The organism is Achromobacter sp. Marseille-Q4954 (genome assembly GCF_943737025.1).
Classification (GTDB): domain Bacteria; phylum Pseudomonadota; class Gammaproteobacteria; order Burkholderiales; family Burkholderiaceae_B; genus Achromobacter; species Achromobacter bronchisepticus_A.
The window spans coordinates 100,870-123,680 of sequence record NZ_CALSFQ010000003.1; the positions used below are offsets into that span (position 1 = coordinate 100,870).

The window sequence follows — 22,811 nt, forward strand, 5'->3', positions numbered from 1 at the left end:
GATTCTCCTCTTCTAGACGGTGGTGTCTTCATCCCAGGACTGCGTGCGGTCCTGGTCGGATTGGCGTTGCTCCACCCAGAAGCTGCTGCCGCCCGCGAGGGTCTCGCGCTTCCAGAAGGGCGCGCGCGTCTTGAGCGCGTCGATGATGTATTCGCAGCCGCGGAAGGCGTCGCCGCGATGGGCGCTGGCCGCCGCCACGAAGACGATCTGGGCGTTGCGATGCAGCGCGCCCACCCGGTGCACGATGACCGTGCCGGCCAGGTTCCAGCGCGCGCGGGCGGTCGCGGCGATCTCTTCCAGCTCGCGTTCGCACATGCCCGGATAGTGTTCGAGAAAGAGCGTATCGGTGGGCGTGTCGGGCGCGTAGTCGCGCACATAGCCCACGAACGTGACGATGCCGCCCACGCCCGGGCCGGCGCTCTCACGCAGCGCGGCCGTGAGCGCTGCGCCGTCGAAGTCGGCTTCCTGGACGCTGATCATGGCGTTCAACCTCCGGTGACGGGTTCGAATACCGCGACCTCGTCGCCCGCCCGGATGGGCGCGGACGGCTTGGCGTGGGTCTGGTTGATGGCCAGCTTCAGGCGCGCGGAGGGCGCCAGCTGGGGGTAGCGTTCGCCCAGCGCGGCAAGCAGCTGCGCGCCGGTGGACTCGCCTTCCAGGGGCCAGGCTTCGGAGCGCTTGCCGACCAGTTCGGCCACGCGCGCGAAGTAGAGAAGATTAATCGTTGCGCCATTCACCGCTTTTTCCTCCTGCCTTGTACTTAAGGCGAACTTGCTCGATGACGATGCCCTTGTCGGCAGCCTTGCACATGTCGTAGATGGTCAGCGCGGCGACGCTGCAGGCCATCATGGCTTCCATTTCCACGCCGGTCTTGTAGCTGGTGCGGCAGGTGGCCAGCACGTCGATGCGGTGCTCGGCGTCGTCCAGCGCGAACTCGACGCCGACGAAGGCCAGCGGCAGGCTGTGGCACAGCGGAATGGTGTCGGCGCAGCGCTTGGCGGCCAGGATGGCGGCGACGCGGGCGGTGTTGAGGACTTCGCCCTTGCCCTGGCCCGGCTGGGTCAGGAGGCCATAGGCGACGGCGTTCATGCGCACGCTGGCGGTGGCGATCGCCACGCGCTCGGTGTCCGTCTTGGCGATGACGTCGACCATGCGGACTTGCCCGGCTTCATCCAGGTGGCTCAAGGTTGGGGTGGGCGTGGACATGGGAATCGGGAGCGATAATTGTTAATGATTGAAAAGGGCGGTCCCGGCTGGCCGGATCGGCCCATCGATACGCCTATGATAGACGAGCGGTGCAGGGGGCGCGATAATCGCGCCTGTAGTCATTAGAAGGACGGAAACGCTCGTCCTTCACACGTATCAGGAGACGCGCAATGCCCTTGCGGATGCCCAAACTTCGGTTAACCCGCCGGGTCGGCAAGATTCTTCTGGGTATTGCGGCATTCGTACTGGTCCTTTTCGGGGTTGCCGCCTGGCAAGTCCCCAAAGTGCTGCACAACGTCCTGGTGCAGGACGTCTCCAAGATGATCGGGCGGGACGTCTCCGTCGGCGACATCAGCTTCAATCCTTTCACGCTGACGGTCCGCGCGCGCGACCTGGCCGTGGCCCAGCCCGATTCGCAGACGCCGCTCTTGACGCTGGCCGAGCTGGACGTCAGCGCGGCCTGGACCTCCCTGTTCTGGTTTGCGCCGGTCGTCGATCGAATGACGCTGCGCGAGCCTAACATCGCCATCGTCCGCGAGGACGTCACGCGCTTCAATTTTTCTGATATTCAGCAACGAGTGGCCGAATTGACGGCCGCCCAGCCCGAGGAACCGCCCAAGCCGGACGCAGGGCTGCCGCGCTTCTCGCTGAACAACATGGTGATCGAGAACGGCACGATCACGCTGGATGACAAGGTCACCGGCCGCAAGCAGGTGGTCGACGAGCTGGGCGTGGGCGTGCCGTTCATCTCCACCTTCGGCTACGCCACCGACATCGACGTGCAGCCGCGCGTGCATCTGCGCATCAACGGCAGCCCCTTCGATCTGAACGGCGTGGCGCGCCCCTTCGACAAGGTGCCTTCGTCCACGCTGCGGGTGGCCTTCAATGGCCTGCAGCTGGAAAAGTGGGCGGACGTCTGGCCCATGCCGCTGCCGTTCAAGGTGGAAAGCGCGCTGCTGGATTCCAACCTGCAAGTGGTGTTCGAGCAGCCCAAGGACGCGCCGCCCAAGATCCGCGTGGTCGGCGACCTGGGCCTGCGGCGGCTGGACCTGCGCGACACCGCCGGGGCAAATCTCGCCGCCTGGAGCGCGCTGACCGTCACCCGCCTGGAACTGGAACCCATCGCGCGCCACGCCTATGTGGGCGAGGTGGGCCTGTGGGCGCCGCAGATCCACGTGCGCCGCTACGCCAATGCCAACCTGAACTGGCTGGACGTGGTTGCCGGGTTGAAACGATTGGGCGGCGTGGAACCGACCGCCACGCCGGTGGCCGACAAGCTGCGCAAGGCCAGCGGCCTGAATCCCGCCAAGGCGGACGGCAAGGCTGGCACGGCCGCTGCGCCGGCCCAGGGCGCGCCGGCTGCAACGGCGGACGCTGCCGCCAAGGGCGCTGCGCCAGCGGCAGCCGCCGCGGCCCCTGTCGCTGCGGGAGCGCCCGCCGCCGGTACACCCGCCGCGGGGTCGCCCGCCGCGGGATCGCCCGCCGCGGGTACGCCCGCCGCCCCTTCCGCCACGGCTGCTGCGGCAGGAACGCCAGCCGCGGACGCCGCCGCGCCCCAGCCTGCGCCTGCACCCGTGCCCGCCGAATGGAAGGTCGAGCTGGACGCTTTCAATCTGCACGAAGGCGAGGTCTATGTCACCGACGCGGTCAGCAAGCTGGACTACGTGATGACCGGCCTGGCCGCGACGGTCGAGGGCGTGGCCCTGCCGCAGGTGTCCGGCCAGCCCATCAATTTGTGGCTGACCATGGACAACAGCACCGACGGCGGCTGGCTGCGCGCCAAGGGGCCGCTGGTCCTGAAGCCGCTGTCGCTGGAACTCGGCGTGCGCCTGGGCAACATCGCGCTGGCGCCCCTGGCGCCGGCCGTGCGCAATGCGGCGCCGATCACGCTGCTGGACGGCCGCCTGGCCGCCAGCGCGCAGGTCCACGTGAAGGAAACGAACGGCGCGGTGGACGCATCGGCCAGCGCCGTGCAGGCCGACCTGACGCAATTCAAGGCCCGCGACGAATCCCTCAAGCCCGCCCTGGACATCGCGCTGCAAAGCCTGCGCGTGACCGCGGACCGCCTGGCCATGGGTCCGGGCCAGAGCAATTTCACCTTGGCCGCCGCCGGCATCCAGGGCAATGGCAAGCTCGATCTCAAGGGCGCATTCACGCCGCAGCCGCTGACGGTGAAAACCTCGGTGGACCTGTCGGAACTGAATGTCGCGTCCTTTGCGCCCTATGCGGCCTCCAGCCTGAATGCCACGGTGCGCGCCATCACGCTGGGCGCCAAGGGCAATGCGGAGTTTGCCGCCGCGGCCGGCTCGGCGCCGATGAAGGCCAGCTGGAAGGGCGGCGTCGAAGTCACCGGCGTGGACCTGCAGGACCGCGTCAACAAGGATGACTTCCTGAACTGGAAGCGCCTGGGCTTTACCGGCATGGATATCTCGGTGGCCGGCGACAAGATCGGCGCCAAGCTGGGCGATATCGCGCTCGAGGATTTCTACGGCCGCGTGCTGCTCAATGCGCAAGGCCGCCTGAACGTCATGGACCTGGTGGCGGCTCCCGGCCAGGCCGGCGGCTCCATCACCCAGGACACGCAGACTCCCGGCCGCAGCGCCGCGCCGCCACCCGCGGCGCCCGCCGCCAAGGGGGGCGGGGGCATGCCGGACATCTCGGTGAACAGCGTCACCTTGAACCGCGGCCGCATGACCTTCACGGACCGCTTCGTCAAGCCCAACTACGTGGCTGAGCTGTCCAGCATCGAAGGCTCGATCACGGCGGTGTCGTCCACCAATCCCCAGCCCGCCAAGGTCAAGGTCACCGGCCGCGTCTACACCACCGCGCCGCTGTCGATCAGCGGCGTGGTGCAACCTTTCGCCAAGTACCTGTCGCTGGACCTGAAGGCCTCGGCCAAGGGCGTGGACCTGCCGCGCTTCAACACCTATTCGGCCAAGTACGTGGGCTACCCCATCAAGCGCGGCAAGCTCTCGGTGGACCTGGAGTACAAGATCAAGGACCGCGCGCTGCAGGCCACCAACCACGTGGTGCTGAACCAGCTGACTTTCGGCGACAAGACCAACAGCCCCGACGCGACCAAGCTGCCGGTGCTGCTGGCCGTGGCCTTGCTGAAGGACTCGCGCGGCAACATCGACATCAACCTGCCGATTTCCGGCTCGCTGGACGATCCGGAGTTCTCGGTGGGCGGCATCGTGGTGCGCGTGCTGCTGAACCTGGTGGTCAAGGCGGTTACCTCGCCCTTCAGCCTGCTGGCCTCGGCCTTTGGCGGCGGCGAGGAGCTGTCGTACGTGGAATTCGCGCCGGGCAGCGCGGCGCTGACCGAGGACAGCCTGCAACGCATCGACACGCTGACCAAGGCGTTGACGGACCGTCCGGCGCTGAAGATGGACATCAGCGGCCGCGCCGATCCCAAGACCGACATGGAAGGCCTGCGCCAGGCCTGGGTCGACGCCAAGATCCGCGCCGCCAAGGCCGCCGCCACCACGCCGCGCGGCAAGAAGCCGAACCCGGCGGGCGTCGAGGTCTCGGGCGCGGAGCGTGCCAAGTATCTGGAAGAGGTCTACGACGACACGGACATCAAGGACAAGCCTCGCAATTTCATCGGCATGTCCAAGTCAGTGCCGGCGGCGCAGATGGAGGAGATGCTGCGCAGCGTGGCGCCGGTGGGCGACGAGCAGTTGCGCCAACTGGCCGATGCGCGCGCGCAGGCGGTGTATGAGAAGCTGCAAGCCCAGGAAGGACTCGCGGATCGCGTGTTCATCGTTGCGCCGCAACTGGACGCGGATGGCATCAAGGACGAGGGGCAACCCTCGCGCGTGGACTTCTCCCTGAAGTGAACCAGGCTGGTCCGGGAGGCGGCGCCCAGCCGCCCCTGCCAGCTTTTTGCCAGGAGATTCTCGATGAATGACCAGGACGCGCACTTCGACAGCCTGCTTCCGCCCTTGCGGCTGAACCGGCGGGGTTTCATGGCCACCACGGTGGCGACGGGGTTTTCGCTGGCGGCCGGCCAGGCCGTGGCGCAGACCACGATCACCACGGACGCCAGCGGCCTCGTGGCCGGCAAGGTGGACATCCCGGTCAAGGACGGCAAGATGCCGGCATACCGCGCGGCGCCCAAGGGCAAGAAGGACTTGCCCACGGTGCTGGTGGTGTCGGAGATTTTCGGGGTGCACGAGTACATCCAGGACGTGTGCCGGCGGCTGGCCCACCAGGGCTATCTGGCCATCGCGCCCGAACTTTTCGCGCGCCAGGGCGATCCGTCCAAATACACCGAGATCCCGAAGCTGCAGGCGGAAATCATCGGCAAGGTCCCGGACGCTCAGGTGATGACCGACCTGGATTCGACCGCGGCCTGGGCCGCGTCCAACGGCGGCAATCCGGACCGGCTGGGCATCGTGGGTTTCTGCTGGGGCGGTCGCCAGGTATGGCTGTACGCGGCCCACAACCCGAAGCTCAAGGCCGGCGCGGCCTGGTACGGCCAGTTGGGCGGGCAGCCTTCGGAACTGAAGCCCAAATCGGTGCTGAGCCAGGTGAATGACCTGAAGGCGAAGGTGCTGGGGGCTTATGGCGGCAAGGACGCCGGGATTTCGATGGCCGACGTGGACAAGATGCGGCTGGAGCTGGCGCAGGGGCCGGCGGCGGCGAAGGCTTCACGGATCGATGTGTATCCGGACGCGCCGCATGCGTTTCATGCGGATTATCGGCCTTCTTATCGGAAGGCTGAGGCGGAGCAGGCTTGGACGCGGATGTTGGATTGGTTCAAGCAGAACGGGCTTTGATCTTCGTAGGTTCGTTTGGGTCTTCTTGGACGCTATGGGTTCGCACGAGTCTTCGTAGGTTCCCCGAGTCTTCGTAGGTTCCCCGAGTCTTCGTAGGTCGCCCGTCGTCGCGAGCGGCGTGGCGGCTCGCGCCCACGATTGCGGTCCGGAGCGTTCGCTCCGGACTGGCCTCGGCGGCCCCCCCCGTCGTCATCTTCGTCAAGGCCTGCGGCCTTTCCTTCAGATTCCCTCGGGCGCATCGAGGTTGCGAGCCGCCACGCCGCCCGCGCCGACGGGCTGCCGCTGTCTTGGGCTGCGGCGCTGCTGGAGCCGTGGTCGGGGGCGAGTCTTGGACGCCCGTATTAATCGGCCGCGCGGGCGGCCGATTAATACATACGTCATCGTTTTAAGTGTGATTGTGATCGCTGGCGCGCATGCGCCGATTGGATTTCTTCTGGCGTCGCCGTCAAGGGGGGAGGGGTGGTGATGGGTGGCGCGCGGCGAGCAGCCGTTTGCGCATGAAGACCAGTACGCGCGCCACCCATCCGGCATTGGAGTTCAAGTGGCGATTGACCTGGCAACGGGCTTTGATGGGCGCCACGAAAAACTGCTCGTGAGATCCAAGACCACTCCTCACCAGCGCGCAGCGCCATCGGGAATCGCAAGACACCGCGTAAGCCCCCAGAGGCCGCCTGCGCGGCCGGCCGGGGGCGGGCCCCGCAAGATCCATCGCCATACCCCAACGGCGGCGAGAACCCTAAGCACACCGTTCGTCCCAGGGTCAGGGAAGTTTCAACCAGCAGAGCCAGTCGCGCCTCCGGCCCCGCCGCCGCGACTGGCGTCTGAAGAACCCGAACCGTGACCCATCAAAAACCTACTGCGCCTTCTCCCCCGGCAACCCATCACTAACCTCAGCCAACGCCCTCTTCATCTCCTCATACTCCATCACCCTCTCGTTCTGAAACCCGCCCAGCACCCCCCGGCACCCATCCACTCCCGAGCGCTTCATCTCTTCCATCATCGCCGTCCCCTGGCCCTGTCCCTTCTGGAACAGGCCGTCATACCCGCCCGAAGAAAAGCCATATTCCTGCGCATACTGCAGCAGGTTCTTGCGGGCCGTGGCCTGGTGCTGGGCCAGGTCGGGTTCGGACGCCCCGCAGGCGCGGGCGGCGCCGTTGGAGGCGCCGGCGGCGATGACGAAGGAGTCGTATTGGGCCTGTTCGGCGGCATCGGGAGCCGCCCAGGCCGTGGTGGCCGAGGCCAGCGTCAGGGCCAGGCCGGTCAAGATCTTGCGCATCGATGAATCTCCGCTAGATGCCCGCCAGCCGGCAGCGCGGCGTGCGCGGGCGGTGATTGCAACCACAACATTATGGCAATCAGCCGTTTCGAGCCCGTGTAGCCATGGTGTGGAGTCGTTTCAGACTGTGCATCTTTCTTTCCCGGACGCCGGCTGGCCAGCAAGGCGGCCGCGCAGGAACTATGATGGAGCCTGTGGGGCGCTCCTGCCCCAGTGCATTGCCCCTATTCCTCCTGGAGATCTACATGACGATCAAAGTCGGCGATCGCGTGCCGGACGGCACCCTGACCGAATTCATCGAAACCGAAACCGCCGGCTGCTCGCTGGGCCCCAACGCGTTCCAGGTCGCCGACCTGACCCGCGGCAAGACCATCGCGTTGTTCGCCCTGCCGGGCGCCTTCACGCCCACCTGCTCGGCCAAGCATCTGCCGGGCTATGTGGAACAGGCCGCGGCCCTGAAGGCCAAGGGCGTCGATGAAATCTGGTGCGTGTCGGTCAATGACGCGTTCGTCATGGGCGCCTGGGGCCGCGAGCAGAAGACCGAAGGCAAGGTCCGCATGCTGGCCGACGGTTCCGCCCTGTGGACCAAGGAACTGGGCCTGGAGCTGGACCTGATCCAGCGCGGCATGGGCGTGCGCTCGCAGCGCTACTCTGCCCTGATCGTCGATGGCGTGGTCAAGCAGCTGAACGTCGAAGGCCCCGGCAAGTTCGAAGTCAGCGACGCCGCCACGATGCTGTCGCAAGTCTGATCCCACGCAGTTCCTGTTTTACCGCTTAGCGCAGCGGGCCGCTTTCGCGGCCTGTTGCGTTGCCGCCAGCAGCGGTTGCCGACGCCATGCTCGCCACCATCTCCTCTTTTTCGTCGCTTTACTTCGCGACCTTGCTGATGCTCATCGGCACGGGTCTGTTCAACACCTATATGGGGCTCAGGCTGACAGCGCAGTCTGTCAGCGAGGTATGGATCGGCGCCCTGATCGCCGGCTACTACCTGGGCCTGGTGTGCGGCGCCCGCCTTGGGCACAAACTCATCATCCGGGTGGGCCACATCCGGGCGTTCGTCGCCTGTGCGGCGGTGGCCACCAGCATGATCCTGGCCCAGACGCTGGTCGACTCCATGCCGCTGTGGCTGGTGTTCCGCGTCATTTCGGGCATCGTGATGGTGACCGAATTCATGGTCATCGAAAGCTGGCTCAACGAGCAGACCGAAAACCACCAGCGCGGGCGCGTCTTCTCGGTCTACATGGTTGTGTCCGGCCTGGGCACCGTGCTGGGTCAACTGGCCCTGACGGCCTATGCCACGCTGGACCTGCGGCCCCTGACGCTGGTGGCCATGTGCCTGGTGCTGTGCCTGGTGCCGATCGCCGTCACGGCGCGTTCGCACCCGCCCACGCCGCTCCCGGCGCCGCTGGATATACGCTTCTTCATGCGGCGCGTGCCGTTGTCCATGACGGTGCTGTTCGTGGCCGGCAACCTTTCCGGCGCTTTCTATGGCCTGGCGGCCGTCTACGGCGCCAAGCATGGCCTGTCGACCTCGCAGGCGGCGATCTTCGTGGCCGCCGCGGTGACCGCGGGCCTGCTGTCGCAATGGCCCATGGGCTGGCTGTCCGACCGCATCAACCGCGCCGGGCTGATCCGCTTCAACGCGCTGCTGCTGGTGCTGCTGCCGGTGGTGATGTGGGGCTGGATCGTGCTGCCGTACTGGGCGCTGGTCGCCATGTCCTGTGTCTTCGGCGTGCTGCAGTTCACGCTGTACCCGCTGGGCGCGGCGTTCGCCAACGATCACGTGGAATCCGAGCGCCGGGTCAGCCTGTCGGCCGTGCTGCTCATGACCTACGGCGTGGGGGCATGTGTCGGGCCGATGATCGCCGGGGTGCTGATGTCCCTGGCCGGCCCCAGCATGTACTACGTCTTCATTTCCGCCTGCGCCCTGATCCTGGTCTGGCAGGTGCGTCCCACCCGCGTCACCGGCGCGCATCAGGTGGAAGAGGCGCCCACGCATTTCGTGCCCATGCCGGACACGCTGCAGAGCTCGCCCGCCGCGGCGGTGCTGGATCCGCGCGTGGATCCGGCCACCGACATCGCCATGGAAATGGTGCAGCCCGAAGTTGCGCCCGTGGCGGCGGCCGAACCGCCCGCCGCGGAACCGCCAGGCGACGCCGCCAAGGATACGGCGGACGACGCCGCAGAAGACGAACGCCAGATGCGCACCGGCACCTGAGGCCGGGATGGCGCCCTTACCAGGGCGCCATCAGCACGATGGCCGCCAGGGCCAGCGCGATGCCCAGCAGGTTCAGCCGGGTCAGCGGTTCGCGGAAAGCCAGCGCGCCGACCAGCGTGCCCAGCGTGATCACGCCCATGTTCATGGACGCGAATACCAGCGCGGGATGTTCGGGCAGCGATTGGTGCGCGCGGATGTAGGTCAGGATGTTGCCGAAGTTCGCCAGTCCCAGCGCCGCGCCCGCGGCCAGGTGCCGAAGCTGGCAGCGCACTCGCCGCCACAGCAGGTAGCAGAGCATCAACACCCCGGCGATGAGGAAGGCCAGCAGCAGCCCGCCCGCGAAAGCCGTGCCGGCGCGCGCCATCTGCTTGAACAGGATGTCGATGACGCCATAGCCCACCCAGACGACCAGCGGCCACAGCCACATGGCGCGGCTGTTGGCCACCGTGTCCTCGCCCGGCGCCTGCACGCGGGGCGCACGGCGCAGCAGGCAATACAAGGCGCTGGCGGCCAGCAGCGTCGCAGCCAGCTTGCGGCCGCTTACCGGTTCGCCGAACAGCAGGAAGGCCGCCAGCAGCGGGATGAACAGGGACAGGCGCTGCGCCGCGTCGCTGCGCACGATGCCGGCATGGCGCACGGCCGCCGCCATCGCCAGGAACACGCTGGGCAGCAGCACGCCCAGCGCGGCCAGCACCAGCCACGGCGTTTGCGGGGTCAGCAGCGTCGCCGGGTCCGGGCGCAGCACGGCCCAGCAGAGCAGGGCGGCGACCGCATAGTTCATGGCGATGGCCTGGCGCACGTCCACTTGGTAGCGCCGCGCCAGCTTCAGCAGCACGGCCACGGTGACGCTGCAGGCGACGCTGGCCAGCAGGTAGAGGAGGCCGGGCGTCAACGGCATGCCGTGGCGTCGTGGTGCGTGTGCTGGGCGGCGTCGATGCGCATGCCCAGGCGCTGCAGCAAGCGCTGGTCGGCTTCCATCTGCGGATTGGCGGTGGTCAGCAGGGCGTCGCCGTAGAACATCGAGTTGGCGCCCGCCATGAAGCACAGGGCCTGCAGCGCGTCATCCATGGCTTCGCGGCCGGCGGACAGGCGCACGGCGGCGCGCGGCATGGCGATCCGGGCCACGGCGATGGTGCGCACGAATTCGAACGGGTCCAGGGCTTCCACGCCGGCCAGCGGCGTGCCTTCCACCTGCACCAGGTTGTTGATCGGCACGGATTCGGGATAAGGCTCCATGTTGGCCAGCTGGGCAATCAGGCCGGCGCGTTCGCGGCGCGATTCACCCATGCCGACGATGCCGCCGCAGCACACGTTGATGCCGGCGTCGCGCACCCGGTCCAGCGTGTCCAGCCGGTCCTGGTAGGTACGGGTGGAAATGATCTTGCCGTAGAACTCGGGCGAGGTGTCCAGGTTGTGGTTGTAGTAGTCCAGGCCGGCGCTCTTGAGCTGTTCGGCCTGGCCTTCGCGCAGCATGCCCAGCGTGACGCAGGTCTCCAGGCCCAGGGCCTTCACCGCGCTGACCATCTCGGCCACCGCCTCCAGGTGGTGCGGCTTGGGGCTGCGCCAGGCGGCGCCCATGCAGAAGCGCTGCGCGCCGCCTTCCTGGGCCTTGCGGGCCGCGGCCACCACGTCCGCCAGTGGCATCAGCTTGTCGGCGTCCAGGCCGGTGTCGTAGTGCGAGGACTGCGGGCAATAGGCGCAGTCTTCGGGACAGCCGCCAGTCTTGATCGACAGCAGGCTGGACAGCTGGATGGCGTTCGGATCGAAGTGGGCGCGGTGCGTCTGCTGCGCCCGGAACACCAGATCCATGAACGGCAGCTCGAAGAGCGCCATGATGTCGGCGGCGCTCCAGGCGGGGGCGGCGGCCGGCTTGGCGATGGTCGGGACGGGGACGTAGGCGGTCTGCATGGATGGGCTCCTTTCGGTCTTGCGGGGATCGCGCCGCTTGTCGGGCAAGGGCAGGATCGGCGGATCGTAAGAAGCTGCGCAGGGTTTGCGCAATGCAGGCCATCAGCCAGAAATTAGCAGCCTGTTGCGGGTATTTTTATGGGAAATGAAAGATTTTTGGGGTTGCGGGCTACTAAGTGGCGGACATCTTCGGGGACGCCGAGGTGTCGATTATTTTGCATCTAATTGTAAATTTTTAGAGGGGGATCAGCCCTTGGCCCGCTTGTCCCGCGTCCGCACGCGCTCGTGCCCGGTAATGCCGCGGTCCCGCGCCCACACGATGGCCGCGCTGCGGCGATGCACGCCGATCTTGCTGTAAATGGTGGCCACGTGGTTGCGCACCGTGTTGCGCGACAGCTTCAGTTGCCGGGCGATGCCCTCGTCGTCGTGGCCTTGGCACATCAGGCTCAGCACCTCGCGTTCGCGCGAGGTGAGCTGCGCCAGTTCGGCCACGTCGCGCGTCGCGGGCGCGGGCTCGCGCAATTGCGCCAGCTTCTCGATGACGCTGCGGCTGAACCAGGAGGTGTCCTGCATGACAGCCTCGATCGCGGTCAGCAATTCCCCCTCGGAGCGCTTGCGTTCCGTGATGTCCTGGATCGCCAGCAGCACGCGTTGCTGGCCGCCGAGGGTCACGGGGTCGGCCGACAGCAGGCAATCCAGCCGGCTGCCGTCCGTGGCCGCCAATGCCACCTCGCGGCTGCGGGCGCTTTCGCCGCGCTTGAGGCTGGCCTCCAGTTCATCGGAGAGCTGGAGCCCCAATCCGGTCAGCGTCCGGCCTATGCCGTCCTGCGCAGAGGCGCCGGCGGCCGTGGCGAAGGCGTCGTTCAGGTCCAGCGCGAGCAGGGTCTCACCCTCGCAGACCGCCATGGGAACGGGCGCCAGACGGAACGTCTTGGAAAATCGTTCCTCGCTTTCGCGCAAGGCCAGCTCCGTGCGCTTGCGGGCTTCGAGGTCGATGAAGGTGAACAGCATGCATGGTTCGCCCTGCATGTCGATGGGCTGGCCCGCGACGATGACGAATTTCACGCTGCCGTCTGCAAGTTTCAACACGCCCTCGCGTTGCGCAATGGTCTGTCCTTCGTTGAGGCTGGCGACCGCGTTGTCCTTGTCGTCGCCGCCGTCCAGCACGTCCAGTTCATAGGCCGACTTGCCCACGACGACGTCGCGCGCATAGCCGGTCATCTCCAGGAAGCCCTGGTTTACCTTCACATAGCGCAGGTCGGACAGGCGGCAGATGAGGGCGGGCGCGGGGTTGGCGCCGAAGGCGCGCTCGAAGCGTACTTCGGCGTTGATCTGCTCGGTCTGGTCATGCAGGATCAGGACGCGGTAGTCGGCGCCGTCGCTACCGTCCAGGTTCAGGCCGCTGGCGCGCACATTACGCAGGAACGCGTCGTCGTCCTTGCGTTCCAGGTCCAGCAGCAGTTCGTCGAACGGCTCGGCCGCAGCCAGCAGATCCAGCGGATATTGGCGCGCGGGCACGCGGTGATGGTTGCGGTAGCTGAGGCTGTAGCGCTTGCGGTAGCCGGCTGGCGTGCCGCCGAGTTCATCCAGCTCATCGGCGCCATGCAGCCTGAGCGCGCTGGCATTGGCCCAGGCGATGGCGCCGTCCGCTTCGAGCAGGATGATGCCTTCGTTCAGGCCTGCGATGATGCGTTGCAGATGCTGGCGGTGCGGATGGGGAGCGGCGGCGTTCGCGGTCACGTAGTCCTCTTCTTTTCGCTGGGCACGACGAAAAGAGAATGAAGGCGCACTGAAAGCCTGTCCAGATGGCGAAATGGACGAGTCTGAGCGTAGGGGGGGATGGCGGGGAAGATGGCTGCCGCCAGATGATGCGGGCAGAAATGCAAAAAGCTCCGGAAACCGGAGCTTTCTATGGCTGGCAAGGCTAGCGCGCTTGCGAACTGCGTGATGTGCTTGGCGGAGCGGACGGGGCTCGAACCCGCGACCCCCGGCGTGACAGGCCGGTATTCTAACCAACTGAACTACCGCTCCGCAGCGGTTTACTCTGACTTCTTCAATGCACTGCGGTGTCAAGGCAGTTTGGTACTACATGCCAGAAAGACTGGCGTCCCCTAGGGGATTCGAACCCCTGTACTCACCGTGAAAGGGTGATGTCCTAGGCCTCTAGACGAAGGGGACCTGAACAAAACAGAACAACTTTACTACTGTACTGCTTACTGGTGGAGGTAAGCGGGATCGAACCGCTGACCTCTTGCATGCCATGCAAGCGCTCTCCCAGCTGAGCTATACCCCCCAGGATCCTCGATGTCCCAAACTTCAGACAACAAGGTCTCACACTATATAAAGCAAAAAAGCCCCGAAAACGGAGCTCTTGAAAGACTCTGAGCGAGAGCTTTTGGCGGAGCGGACGGGGCTCGAACCCGCGACCCCCGGCGTGACAGGCCGGTATTCTAACCAACTGAACTACCGCTCCGCAGCGGCGTACTCAACTACATTGTCACTTCAACTGCATCACTACATACTGCTGCCAGAAGAACTGGCGTCCCCTAGGGGATTCGAACCCCTGTACTCACCGTGAAAGGGTGATGTCCTAGGCCTCTAGACGAAGGGGACTTGGACTTGCAAACTGGTACTGCATCCTTCGCCGTTGACTGGTGGAGGTAAGCGGGATCGAACCGCTGACCTCTTGCATGCCATGCAAGCGCTCTCCCAGCTGAGCTATACCCCCGTCTTTCTAATCAACCCGTTCAACGTTTTACGAAATCGAACACACGTTTTACCGAGTGCTTTTTCGTAGTTCGTTGCCGGTTTTGTTTAGTGCCGTTGGCGAAGAAACGAGATTATGCACGAACTAAATTTGGTGTGCAAGTCGCTTGGCGGCAAAAAGCAAAAAAGTCGGGAAAAAAAGGGGGGTGGAAGGCGATTTTCGCCCGATTTTGCTCTTTTTTTGCTCAGGGCGGGCCAGCATGATTGATGCAGAAATCAAGTAAATCAAAGACTTGTGAGAATGGTATCGTGAGCGAAAAATTTTTTCGCCGATCCGGAGAATTTTCTGCGCCGGACCCGCACGCACGGACATCGCCATGAGCAGCAAGACTTCGTTTCCCACGCGGCCGCTGGGCCAGAGCGGCATGGACATCACCCGCATCGGGCTGGGCGCCTGGGCCATCGGCGGCAGCGGTTGGGCGGTGGGCTGGGGGCCGCAGGACGATGCTGATTCGGTGGCGGCGATCCGCCGCGCCGTCGAGCGCGGCATCAACTGGATCGACACCGCCGCGGTGTACGGGTTGGGGCATTCCGAGGAAATCGTGCGCCGGGCGCTGGCGCAGATGACGCCGGACGCCCGGCCTTACGTGTTCACCAAATGCGGCCTGACCTGGTCGGCGGAGCAGCCCCAGGCGATGCCGCGGCGCACCGGCGCGCCAGCCAGCATCCGGCGCGAAGTCGAAGACTCGTTGCGCCGGCTGGGCGTCGAGCGCATCGATCTCTATCAGATGCACTGGCCGGCGGGCGACGGCACGCCCCTGGAGGTGTACTGGCAGGAACTGCTGGATCTGAAGCAAGAGGGCAAGGTCAGGGCGGTGGGTCTGTCCAACCACAATCTCGCGCAACTGCAGCAGGCCGAAATGCTGGGCCACGTGGATACGCTGCAGCCGCCGTTTTCGGCCATTCAGCGCGCCGCGGGCGCGGAGCTGATTCCGTGGTGCGAGCGCAATGGCACGGGCGTGATCGTCTACAGCCCGATGGGGTCCGGCCTATTGACCGGCGCCTTCAGCGTGGAACGCGCCCGCGCCTTGCCGGCGGATGATTGGCGCGCGCGCAACGCGGAATTCGCCTCTCCGGGCATCGAACGCAACCTGGCGCTGGCCGATGCGTTCAAGCCCATCGCCGAACGCCACGGCGCAACGGTTGCGGCGGTAGCAGCGGCCTGGACCCTGGCCTGGCCGGGCGTGACGGGCGCGATCGTGGGCGCCCGCAACGCGGCCCAGGTGAATGGATTGCTGGGCGCGGCGTCGCTGGAACTGGATGGCGAGGATATGGACGCCATCGCGGACGCGATCGAGCGCACCGGCGCCGGCAGCGGGCCGCTGCGCCCGCCGGAGGAGAGCGGCGCGCTGCCGGCCAATCTGTTCGCCTGAAGACGCCTCAGGCGCGGCGCGTCTTGCGGCCGCTGCCGAACGCGGCGATGAGCGCCAGGCCGATCAGGGCCAGCGCCGTCTTGTCGCCGAAGCGCGCGTAGGGCGTCAGCCCCGTCATGCCTTGCACGGCCACCGGCAGCACGCCGGCCTGCAGCGGCGCGAGCTGGGCCGCGACGCGGCCCTTGGCGTCAATGGCGGCGGTGATGCCGGTGTTGGTGGAGGTCAGCATCGGCCGCGCCGTTTCCATGGTGCGCAGGCGGCCGATCTGCAGATGCTGGCGCAAGGCCCAGGAGTCGCCGAACCAGCCCAGGTTGCTGACGTTCACCAGTATGGTCGCGCCCGGTTCGCCGTTGGGGCCGGGCTGCAGCGCGGGCAGCAGGTCGGGTCCGAACAGGTCTTCGTAGCAGATGTTGAATGCGATGTGCTGGCCGCCGACGGCGAAGGGCGTCTGCCGCACCGCGCCGCGGTCGAAGTCGCCCAGCGGAATGTTCAGCATGTCCACGAACCAGTGGAAGCCGGGCGGCACGTATTCGCCCCAGGGCACCAGGTGGCGCTTGTCGTAGCGCATGGCGGTGCTGCCGGCCACGAGCTGTTCGACCGGGGTATTGCCGTCAAAGCCCATGACGCTGTTGGTGTAGCGGTCGCGGCCGTCGACGCGGTCGTGCAGCGGCACGCCCATGGCGATGGTGGCGTTGCGCTGGGCGGCCAGGTCGCGCCAGACCGCCCAGACGCGCGGATCCAATTGGTCCTGGAAAATCGGCAGCACGGTTTCCGGCAGGATGATCAGCTGCGGCGCGGGCACGCCCGGCGCCGGCGGCATGGCGGCCAGGTCCAGGTGGCGCGTCAGGCTCTGGTCGAGCAGGGCGGGGTCGAATTTCTGGGATTGTCCGATGTTGCCCTGGACCAGGCGCACGTTCAGCGGATCGCCGGACGGCGTGGACCAGTCGATGCGGGACAGCGGCCAGCCGGCGGCGGCCAGGGCCAGCGCGATGCCGGCGGCCAGGGCGTGGCGCGAGCCGGCGCCGCTCTTGCGCGAGGGCTGCCACAAGCTGGCGAGGGCCGCGGCGACGAAGGCGGCCAGGAAAGCCATGCCATGCACGCCGAGCAGCGGCGCCCACCCGGCGATGGGACTATCGACCTGCGCGTAACCGATGTTGAGCCAGGGAAAGCCGGTCAGCAGCACGGCGCGCAGCCATTCGAACGCGGCCCACATCGCGGCCCAGGCCAGCGTGCCCGACAGGATGCGGGAGGGCGGAGAGCCCGCCTCCAGCGGCGCGTAGCGGCGCGCCAGCGCGCTGGCGGCGGCCGGGAACAGGGCCAGGAAGGCCGACAGCGCCAGCACCGCGGCCACGGCCAGCGGCGCGGCCAGGTCGCCGTAGCGGTGCAGGCTGATGAAAATCCAGTACAAGCCCAACGAGTAGCTGGCGAAGCTGAACAGCCAGCCGCGCAGCCAGGCCTGCTTGGCCGAAGGCGCGTACAGGGTGACGCGCGCGGCGATGGCCAGCATCAGGACCTGGGTCACCGCCAACGCCCAATCCGGCAGGGGGCCGGGCGAGAACGTCAAGGCGTGCGCGGCGCCCGCCAGCACCAGGCCGGCGGCGCCGCGCAGATTACGGCTGCGCGGGGTTTGGGTCATGCTTCGTCGGAGGGGCGGGAGGCTTGGGACGGGGCGTTGCGCTTGACGCGCAGCCAGATGGCGCGGCGCGCGTCGCCGCGGGCCACTTCCAGGCGCAGGCCGTCGAATTCGGCGGTGTCGCCGCGGCGCGGGATGCGGCCCAGCTGTCCGCCCATCCAGCCGCCGACGCTGTCGTACTCGTCGTCGGGCAACTGGCAGCCGAACACTTCATTGAAGTGCGAGATGTCGGTGGCGGCCAGGACGCGCCACTGGTTCTCGCCTTCGGGGAAGATCGAGTCTTCCTCGGTTTCGTCGAATTCGTCTTCGATGTCGCCAACGATCTGTTCCAGCACGTCTTCCATCGTGACCAGGCCGGAAATGCCGCCATGCTCATCGATGACGATGGCCTGGTGGTTGCGGCTGGCGCGGAACTCGTGCAGCAGCACGTTCAGGCGCTTGGATTCGGGGATGAACACCGCGGGCCGCACCAGCGTGCGCACTTCGATGCCGGGTTCCAGCATGCAGCGCAGCAGATCCTTGGCCAGCAGGATGCCGATGATGTTGTCACGGTCGCCCTCGTAGACGGGGAAGCGCGAGTGGGCGGTCTCGATGACCGAGGCCACCAGGTAGGGGATGGGCTGCGTGACGTCCAGCAGATCCATGCGCGAACGCGGGACCATGATGTCGCCCACGGTGCCTTCGGACACGGCGAGCGCGCCCTTGATCATCTTGTAGGATTCCGCGTCGAGCAGCTGGCGTTCGTGCGCGGCTTCCAGAACGGCCTTGATGCCTTCGCGGTCCTCGGGCTCGCGGCGCACGAGGGAAAGCAGGCGGTCTAGAAGGGATTTGGCGGCGGGTTTGGAGGAGCGAGCAGGCGTCGCTTCGGGAGCAGGGTAAGGGTCAGACATCGTCCGGGAGGACAAGTTATGGAGGGGCCAGCATAACCGATACTGGCCTGCAATTTGTAACGGCGGTCCCCAAAATGAGGGGAACCGCCGCCATCTGCGCCTTGCTGGACGCCATTTTCAGCCAATTTCTCAGGGTTGACCCGAGTCCGCGCGTCATGCCTCGACGTAAGGATCGGCGATGCGCATGGCGGCCAGCGTGGCGGTCTCCAGGGCTTCCATGCGCTTGGCGTCGCGGGCCTTGATGTGGTCGTAGCCCAGGGCGTGCAGCACGCCGTGGATGGTGAGGTGGGCGGCGTGGTCCAGGAGCGCCTTGCGCTGTTCGCGGGCCTCGCGCACCAGCACCGGCACGCACATGACGATGTCGCCGCGCGCAACGCCCAGCGGATCCACGCCGTATTCGAAGGTCAGCACATTGGTGGCGTAGTCGCGGCCGCGAAAGTCGCGGTTCAGGCGCCGGCCTTCGGCCGCGCCGACCAGCCGCAGGCTCAGTTCCGCGGCCGAAAACGTGACCAGGCCGTCCTCGGCCGCGCCCGCCAGCGCGCGTTCGGCCCAGCGGCGCAGGCGCCAGCGGGGCAGGCGGGCTTCCTCGACGCCGTATTGCACGGACAGGGACAGTTCAGGCTTCATCTTCGGCGGCGCGGTCGTAGGCGTCGACGATGCGGGCGACCAAGGGATGGCGCACGACGTCTCGGCTGGTGAATCGGGTGGTGGCGATGCCCTGCACGTCGTGCAGCACCTTCACCGCATGCGCCAGGCCGCTATCCTGGCCGCGCGGCAGGTCCACCTGCGACGGGTCGCCGGTGATGACCGCCTTGCTGCCGAAGCCGATCCGCGTCAGGAACATCTTCATCTGTTCCGGCGTGGTGTTCTGCGCTTCGTCCAGGATGACGAAGGCATGGTTGAGCGTGCGGCCGCGCATATAGGCCAGCGGCGCGATTTCGATGGTTTGCTTTTCGAACAGGCGCTGCACCTTCTCGAAGCCCATCAGGTCGTACAGCGCGTCGTACAGCGGGCGCAGGTACGGGTCGACCTTCTGCGCCAGGTCGCCAGGCAGAAAGCCCAGGCGCTCGCCGGCTTCGACCGCGGGACGCGTCAGCACCAGGCGCTGCACCGTGTCGCGCTCCATCGCGTCGATGGCGCAGGCCACGGCCAGCCAGGTCTTGCCGGTGCCGGCGGGGCCGACGCCAAAGGTGATGTCGTGCTTGAGGATGTTGTTCAGGTAGTCGCGCTGGCGCGGCGTGCGCGGACGCAGGTCGCTGCGCTTGGTGCGCAGGGCGATGCTGTCGCTTTCGTCGTCCAGGGCGGGCAGCGGGTCGGCCTCGCGGGCCTGCTCTTCCTTCAGTTCCTGTTCCTGCCGCCCGACGCCGATCTCCACCAGCCCGAGCTGGATGTCGTCGACCGACAGGGCGCGGTGCACGGCCTGCTCGTGGAAGCGGCGCAGTATCCGGCCGGCCAGCTCCGCCAGTTCGCCTTCGATGGTGACGCGGCTGCCGCGGCGCGAGAGCTTGACGTTCATGCCGTCGGCCAGCTGCCGCAGGTTTTCGTCCAGCGGGCCGCAGAGGTTGGCCAAATGGGTGTTGTCGCCGTCCAGGGTGACGACGATGGGCATGCTGCGACGGGCGCGGGAGCGGGGAGTGGTCATTCGGCCTCTTGGGGAGTGCGGTCCACGTCGGCGACCCGGGCGCGCAGCGAATTGGTGTGCGCTTCGGTGATGATGACGTCGACCATTTGTCCGATGAGCCGCGCGGGCGCGGCGAAGTTCACGATGCGGTTGTTCTCGGTGCGGCCCATCAGCTCGTTCGGGTCGCGGCGCGAGGGGCCTTCGACCAGCAGGCGCTGGCGCGTGCCGACCATGTTGCGGGCGATCGTGGCCGCCTGCTCGTTGATCAGCGCCTGCAGGCGCTGCAGGCGGCGCAACTTCACGTCCTGCGGCGTGTCGTCGTGCAGGTCGGCGGCGGGCGTGCCCGGGCGGCGCGAATACACGAACGAGAAGGAGGTGTCGAAACCGACGTCCTCGATCAGCTTCATGGTCTTTTCGAAGTCTTCCTCGGTTTCGCCGGGGAAGCCCACGATGAAGTCCGAGGACAGCGTCAGGTCCGGGCGGGCGGCGCGCAGGCGGCGCACCACGGACTTGAATTCCAGGGTGGTGTAGCCGCGCTTCATGGCCGCCAGCACGCGGTCGCTGCCGGCCTGCACCGGCAGGTGCAGGAAGGACACCAGCTTGGGCAGGCGGGCGTAGGCGTCCACCATGCGCTGGGTCATTTCCTTGGGGTGCGAGGTGGTGTAGCGGATGCGCTCGATGCCCGGGATTTCGTGCACGTATTCCAGCAGCATGGCGAAGTCGGCGATCTCGTCGCTGTCCGTCATGCGGCCGCGGTAGGCGTTGACGTTCTGGCCCAGCAGCGTCACTTCCTTCACGCCCTGGTCGGCCAGGTCGGCGACTTCCACCAGCACGTCCTCGAAGGGGCGCGAGACTTCCTCGCCGCGCGTGTAGGGCACGACGCAGAAGCTGCAGTACTTGCTACAGCCTTCCATGATGGAGACGAACGCCGTGGCGCCGTCCACGCGGGGCGGCGGCATGTTGTCGAACTTTTCGATCTCGGGGAAGCTGATGTCCACCTGCGAGCGGCCTTCGTCGCGGCGGCGCTTGATCAGGTCCGGCAGGCGGTGCAGCGTCTGCGGACCGAACACCACGTCCACGTAGGGCGCGCGTTTGACGATGGCTTCGCCTTCCTGGCTGGCCACGCAGCCGCCCACGCCGATCACCAGGTTGGGATTGGTTTTCTTCAGGTGCTGCACCCGGCCCAGGTCCGAGAAGACCTTTTCCTGCGCCTTCTCGCGCACCGAACAGGTGTTGAAGAGGATGACGTCGGCGTCTTCGGGGTTGTCGGTCAGCTCCAGGCCCTGGTCGCCGCGCAGCACGTCGGCCATTTTGTCCGAGTCGTACTCGTTCATCTGGCAGCCGAAGGTGCGGATGTACAGCTTGCGGGGGGAGCCGGCGTCGGCGGCGGGGAGGGCGGCGCTGGCGCCGTCGGGCGCGGCGTCGGCGCGCTTGAGGGTGGTTTCTTGCATGATGGTCGCCGTGACGGGTGTAGATCCCGGGGGCAGAATGGTAGGAAACCCGGGATTTTAACCCTTGCCCGAATTTGCTTCTTGGTCTGGCGCGCGCAGGCCGTTACGATAGCGTGCCGGGCTGATTCCACAGTCCAGAATATTTCTCATTTCCCGATAGCGGTACCGATGAACAGCAACCCCCTGACGCCTTCGGCGGCCGCTCCCGTATCCGACGCCGCGGCCGGTTCCGCGCCCGACCAGTTCCGCAACCCGTTTTCCGCTCTGACCTGGGTGCTGCTGGGCTGCGCGCTGGCGCTGGCCGCCAGCGCCTGCGCGTTATGGGTGGACCTGCCGTTGGCGGTGTGGATCAAGCAGTCGGTGTCCGAAGGCGTGAACGAATCCTTCGAATGGATCGGCGAACTCGGCGAAAGCGGCCCCTATATCGGCGTGGCGCTGGCCTTCTATGTGATCGGCCTGGTCGGCCTGACGCGCGGCTGGCGCAACCCGGTGCGCATGAGCTACGCCAGCATGGCGCGCGGCAGCCTGCTGATGCTGTCGACCATGGCGGTCGGCGGGCTGGTGGTGCTGGTGCTCAAGCGTTCGGTGGCGCGGGCGCGCCCCGAGCTCTTCTTCGAGAAGGGCATCTACGGGCTGGGCGAGTCTTTCTCCCGTGCCCAGCTGTACAACTCCTTCCCTTCCAGCCACACCTATGCGGCATTTGCCGTGGCGGTGGTGCTGGGCATCCTGGCGCCGCGCTGGCGCTGGGTCTTCCTGCTGCTGGCGGCGCTGGTGGCGATGAGCCGGCTGGTCAACCTGGACCACTATCTGTCGGACGTGATGACGGCCGCGGGTATCGCGGTGCTGGTCGGGCACGTATTGGCGCCCCGGGTGCTGGGCGCCAGCTACCAATGGCCTCTGCGCGCGCCCTGGCGCTGGTGGAAGAAGTAAGCCTGGTCCAGGCGGCCGGCCATGAGCCGGCTTCAGGCGGCGGCTTACGCGAAGTTCACCACCACGCGCCGGTTCGTGCGGCTTTTCTTTTCGATCTTGGTGACTGCTACGGCGCCGATTTCGCCCGTGTTGGCCACGTGCGTGCCGCCACAGGGCTGGCGGTCCACGCCGGGGATCTCGACGATGCGTATGCTGGCCGTGCCTGCCGGGGGCGCGGCGCCGATGGTGCGCACCAGATCGGGTTGCGCGGCCAGTTCCTCGGGCGTGATGCAGTTGATGCTGACGCCGGTACGGGCGTCGATCAGGGCGTTCAGGCGTTCGGTCAGGTCGGCCTTGTCCAGCGTGGATTCGGGCAGGTCGAAGTCGATGCGGGCGGAATCGGGCGAAATATTGCAGCCGGTCACCGGCGCGGGCACCAGCGAGCCCAGCAGGTGCAGGCAGGTATGCAGGCGCATGAGGCGGTGGCGCCGCGGCCAGTCGATGGCCACCGAAACGCGCTCGCCCACTTGCGGCGCGATGTCGCCTTCCAGCACGTGCAGGATGCGCTTGCGGTCTTCGGCGTAGACGGTGTCGGTGAGCGCCAGTGCGCGGCCGTCGGCCAATGTCAGCGTGCCGCTGTCGCCCGCCTGGCCGCCGCTGCGCGCGTAGCAGACGGTCTCGTCCAGTTCGACGCCCTCGGGGCTGACCGCGATCACGGTGGCCTCGCACCGGTCCAGATAAGGGTCTTCGTCGAAACGCTTGCGGGTGGAATGCATGTA

General features: G+C 66.8%; 20 protein-coding genes and 6 tRNA genes. 6 read left to right on the forward strand and 20 right to left on the reverse strand.

Going from position 1 to position 22,811, the window contains the following annotated elements; translation table 11 throughout:
• Window positions 1–12 precede the first annotated feature (12 nt).
• Genes NGK62_RS25995 through moaC form a run of 3 tightly spaced genes read right to left on the reverse strand, consistent with a single transcriptional unit; the run spans window position 13 to window position 1,206 of the window.
• The gene (locus NGK62_RS25995) at window positions 13–480 is read right to left on the reverse strand and encodes a molybdenum cofactor biosynthesis protein MoaE (protein ID WP_059377938.1); all 468 of its coding nucleotides are present in this window, start codon (window positions 478–480) and stop codon (window positions 13–15) included.
• A 5-nt stretch (window positions 481–485) separates the two neighbouring features.
• On the reverse strand, window positions 486–737 hold the full coding sequence (locus tag NGK62_RS26000) for a MoaD/ThiS family protein (protein WP_059377940.1): 252 nt from the start codon (window positions 735–737) through the stop codon (window positions 486–488).
• A complete protein-coding gene (gene moaC, locus NGK62_RS26005; RefSeq protein WP_042794830.1) occupies window positions 718–1,206 on the reverse strand; it encodes a cyclic pyranopterin monophosphate synthase MoaC in 489 nt (162 codons plus the stop codon). Before moaC ends, NGK62_RS26000 begins: the two co-directional genes overlap by 20 nt.
• 170 nt (window positions 1,207–1,376) lie before the next feature.
• Here moaC and NGK62_RS26010 point away from each other — a divergent pair, with 170 nt between their 5' ends.
• Complete coding sequence (locus NGK62_RS26010; protein ID WP_251881068.1) at window positions 1,377–5,045, forward strand: DUF748 domain-containing protein; 3,669 nt, start codon at window positions 1,377–1,379, stop codon at window positions 5,043–5,045.
• Window positions 5,046–5,108: 63 nt separating this feature from the next.
• On the forward strand, window positions 5,109–5,987 hold the full coding sequence (locus NGK62_RS26015; RefSeq protein ID WP_251881070.1) for a dienelactone hydrolase family protein: 879 nt from the start codon (window positions 5,109–5,111) through the stop codon (window positions 5,985–5,987).
• An 853-nt stretch (window positions 5,988–6,840) separates the two neighbouring features.
• On the opposite strand, the gene NGK62_RS26020 is transcribed toward NGK62_RS26015, so the two are convergent.
• Complete coding sequence (locus NGK62_RS26020; RefSeq protein WP_118933850.1) at window positions 6,841–7,263, reverse strand: hypothetical protein; 423 nt, start codon at window positions 7,261–7,263, stop codon at window positions 6,841–6,843.
• A gap of 245 nt (window positions 7,264–7,508) precedes the next feature.
• Between NGK62_RS26020 and NGK62_RS26025 the strand changes: the two genes are divergently transcribed.
• Window positions 7,509–8,012, forward strand: a complete 504-nt coding sequence (locus tag NGK62_RS26025; protein ID WP_054451571.1) for a peroxiredoxin — start codon at window positions 7,509–7,511, stop codon at window positions 8,010–8,012.
• 86 nt (window positions 8,013–8,098) lie between these two features.
• Complete coding sequence (locus NGK62_RS26030; protein ID WP_059380246.1) at window positions 8,099–9,481, forward strand: MFS transporter; 1,383 nt, start codon at window positions 8,099–8,101, stop codon at window positions 9,479–9,481.
• Between the two features lie 16 nt (window positions 9,482–9,497).
• On the opposite strand, the gene NGK62_RS26035 is transcribed toward NGK62_RS26030, so the two are convergent.
• The 10 genes from NGK62_RS26035 to NGK62_RS26080 form a co-directional block, all read right to left on the reverse strand.
• Window positions 9,498–10,373: an EamA family transporter gene (locus NGK62_RS26035; protein ID WP_165867922.1), complete on the reverse strand. Its 876-nt coding sequence runs from the start codon at window positions 10,371–10,373 to the stop codon at window positions 9,498–9,500.
• Window positions 10,370–11,389, reverse strand: a complete 1,020-nt coding sequence (gene bioB, locus NGK62_RS26040) for a biotin synthase BioB (RefSeq protein ID WP_251881072.1) — start codon at window positions 11,387–11,389, stop codon at window positions 10,370–10,372. Before bioB ends, NGK62_RS26035 begins: the two co-directional genes overlap by 4 nt.
• A 246-nt stretch (window positions 11,390–11,635) precedes the next feature.
• On the reverse strand, window positions 11,636–13,129 hold the full coding sequence (locus NGK62_RS26045; protein ID WP_251881074.1) for a PAS domain S-box protein: 1,494 nt from the start codon (window positions 13,127–13,129) through the stop codon (window positions 11,636–11,638).
• Window positions 13,130–13,343: 214 nt separating this feature from the next.
• Window positions 13,344–13,420: transfer RNA gene (locus tag NGK62_RS26050), tRNA-Asp, on the reverse strand.
• A gap of 71 nt (window positions 13,421–13,491) precedes the next feature.
• Window positions 13,492–13,567: transfer RNA gene (locus NGK62_RS26055), tRNA-Glu, on the reverse strand.
• 39 nt (window positions 13,568–13,606) lie between these two features.
• A tRNA-Ala gene (locus NGK62_RS26060) sits at window positions 13,607–13,682 on the reverse strand.
• 103 nt (window positions 13,683–13,785) lie between these two features.
• Window positions 13,786–13,862, reverse strand: a tRNA-Asp gene (locus NGK62_RS26065).
• 64 nt (window positions 13,863–13,926) lie between these two features.
• Window positions 13,927–14,002 (reverse strand) — tRNA-Glu (locus NGK62_RS26070).
• Window positions 14,003–14,041: 39 nt separating this feature from the next.
• Window positions 14,042–14,117: transfer RNA gene (locus NGK62_RS26075), tRNA-Ala, on the reverse strand.
• 123 nt (window positions 14,118–14,240) lie between these two features.
• Window positions 14,241–14,483 carry a hypothetical protein gene (locus tag NGK62_RS26080; protein WP_251881076.1) on the reverse strand — a complete coding sequence of 81 codons (243 nt, stop codon included), beginning with the start codon at window positions 14,481–14,483 and terminating at the stop codon, window positions 14,241–14,243.
• Here NGK62_RS26080 and NGK62_RS26085 point away from each other — a divergent pair.
• Entirely contained in the window at window positions 14,473–15,528 is a 1,056-nt protein-coding gene (locus NGK62_RS26085) for an aldo/keto reductase (protein WP_118933855.1), read from the forward strand. The genes NGK62_RS26080 and NGK62_RS26085 overlap by 11 nt on opposite strands.
• 7 nt (window positions 15,529–15,535) lie before the next feature.
• On the opposite strand, the gene lnt is transcribed toward NGK62_RS26085, so the two are convergent.
• The 5 genes from lnt to miaB form a co-directional block, all read right to left on the reverse strand.
• Complete coding sequence (gene lnt / locus NGK62_RS26090) at window positions 15,536–17,164, reverse strand: apolipoprotein N-acyltransferase (protein ID WP_251881077.1); 1,629 nt, start codon at window positions 17,162–17,164, stop codon at window positions 15,536–15,538.
• Window positions 17,161–18,051, reverse strand: coding sequence for a CorC family transporter (locus tag NGK62_RS26095; protein WP_118933857.1), 891 nt, complete (start codon window positions 18,049–18,051; stop codon window positions 17,161–17,163). Before NGK62_RS26095 ends, lnt begins: the two co-directional genes overlap by 4 nt.
• Window positions 18,052–18,204: 153 nt before the next feature.
• The gene (gene ybeY, locus NGK62_RS26100; RefSeq protein WP_059380240.1) at window positions 18,205–18,678 is read right to left on the reverse strand and encodes an rRNA maturation RNase YbeY; all 474 of its coding nucleotides are present in this window, start codon (window positions 18,676–18,678) and stop codon (window positions 18,205–18,207) included.
• The gene (locus NGK62_RS26105; RefSeq protein ID WP_059380239.1) at window positions 18,668–19,693 is read right to left on the reverse strand and encodes a PhoH family protein; all 1,026 of its coding nucleotides are present in this window, start codon (window positions 19,691–19,693) and stop codon (window positions 18,668–18,670) included. Before NGK62_RS26105 ends, ybeY begins: the two co-directional genes overlap by 11 nt.
• Window positions 19,690–21,123 (reverse strand): tRNA (N6-isopentenyl adenosine(37)-C2)-methylthiotransferase MiaB, encoded by a 1,434-nt coding sequence (gene miaB, locus NGK62_RS26110; protein WP_054451562.1) that lies wholly within the window; start codon window positions 21,121–21,123, stop codon window positions 19,690–19,692. The genes NGK62_RS26105 and miaB overlap by 4 nt, the downstream gene beginning before the upstream one ends.
• A 168-nt stretch (window positions 21,124–21,291) precedes the next feature.
• Between miaB and NGK62_RS26115 the strand changes: the two genes are divergently transcribed.
• On the forward strand, window positions 21,292–22,053 hold the full coding sequence (locus NGK62_RS26115) for a phosphatase PAP2 family protein (RefSeq protein WP_251881079.1): 762 nt from the start codon (window positions 21,292–21,294) through the stop codon (window positions 22,051–22,053).
• Window positions 22,054–22,097: 44 nt separating this feature from the next.
• Here the strand turns inward: NGK62_RS26115 and NGK62_RS26120 are convergent, their stop codons facing one another.
• A complete protein-coding gene (locus tag NGK62_RS26120; protein ID WP_118933860.1) occupies window positions 22,098–22,808 on the reverse strand; it encodes an alanyl-tRNA editing protein in 711 nt (236 codons plus the stop codon).
• Window positions 22,809–22,811 lie beyond the last annotated feature (3 nt).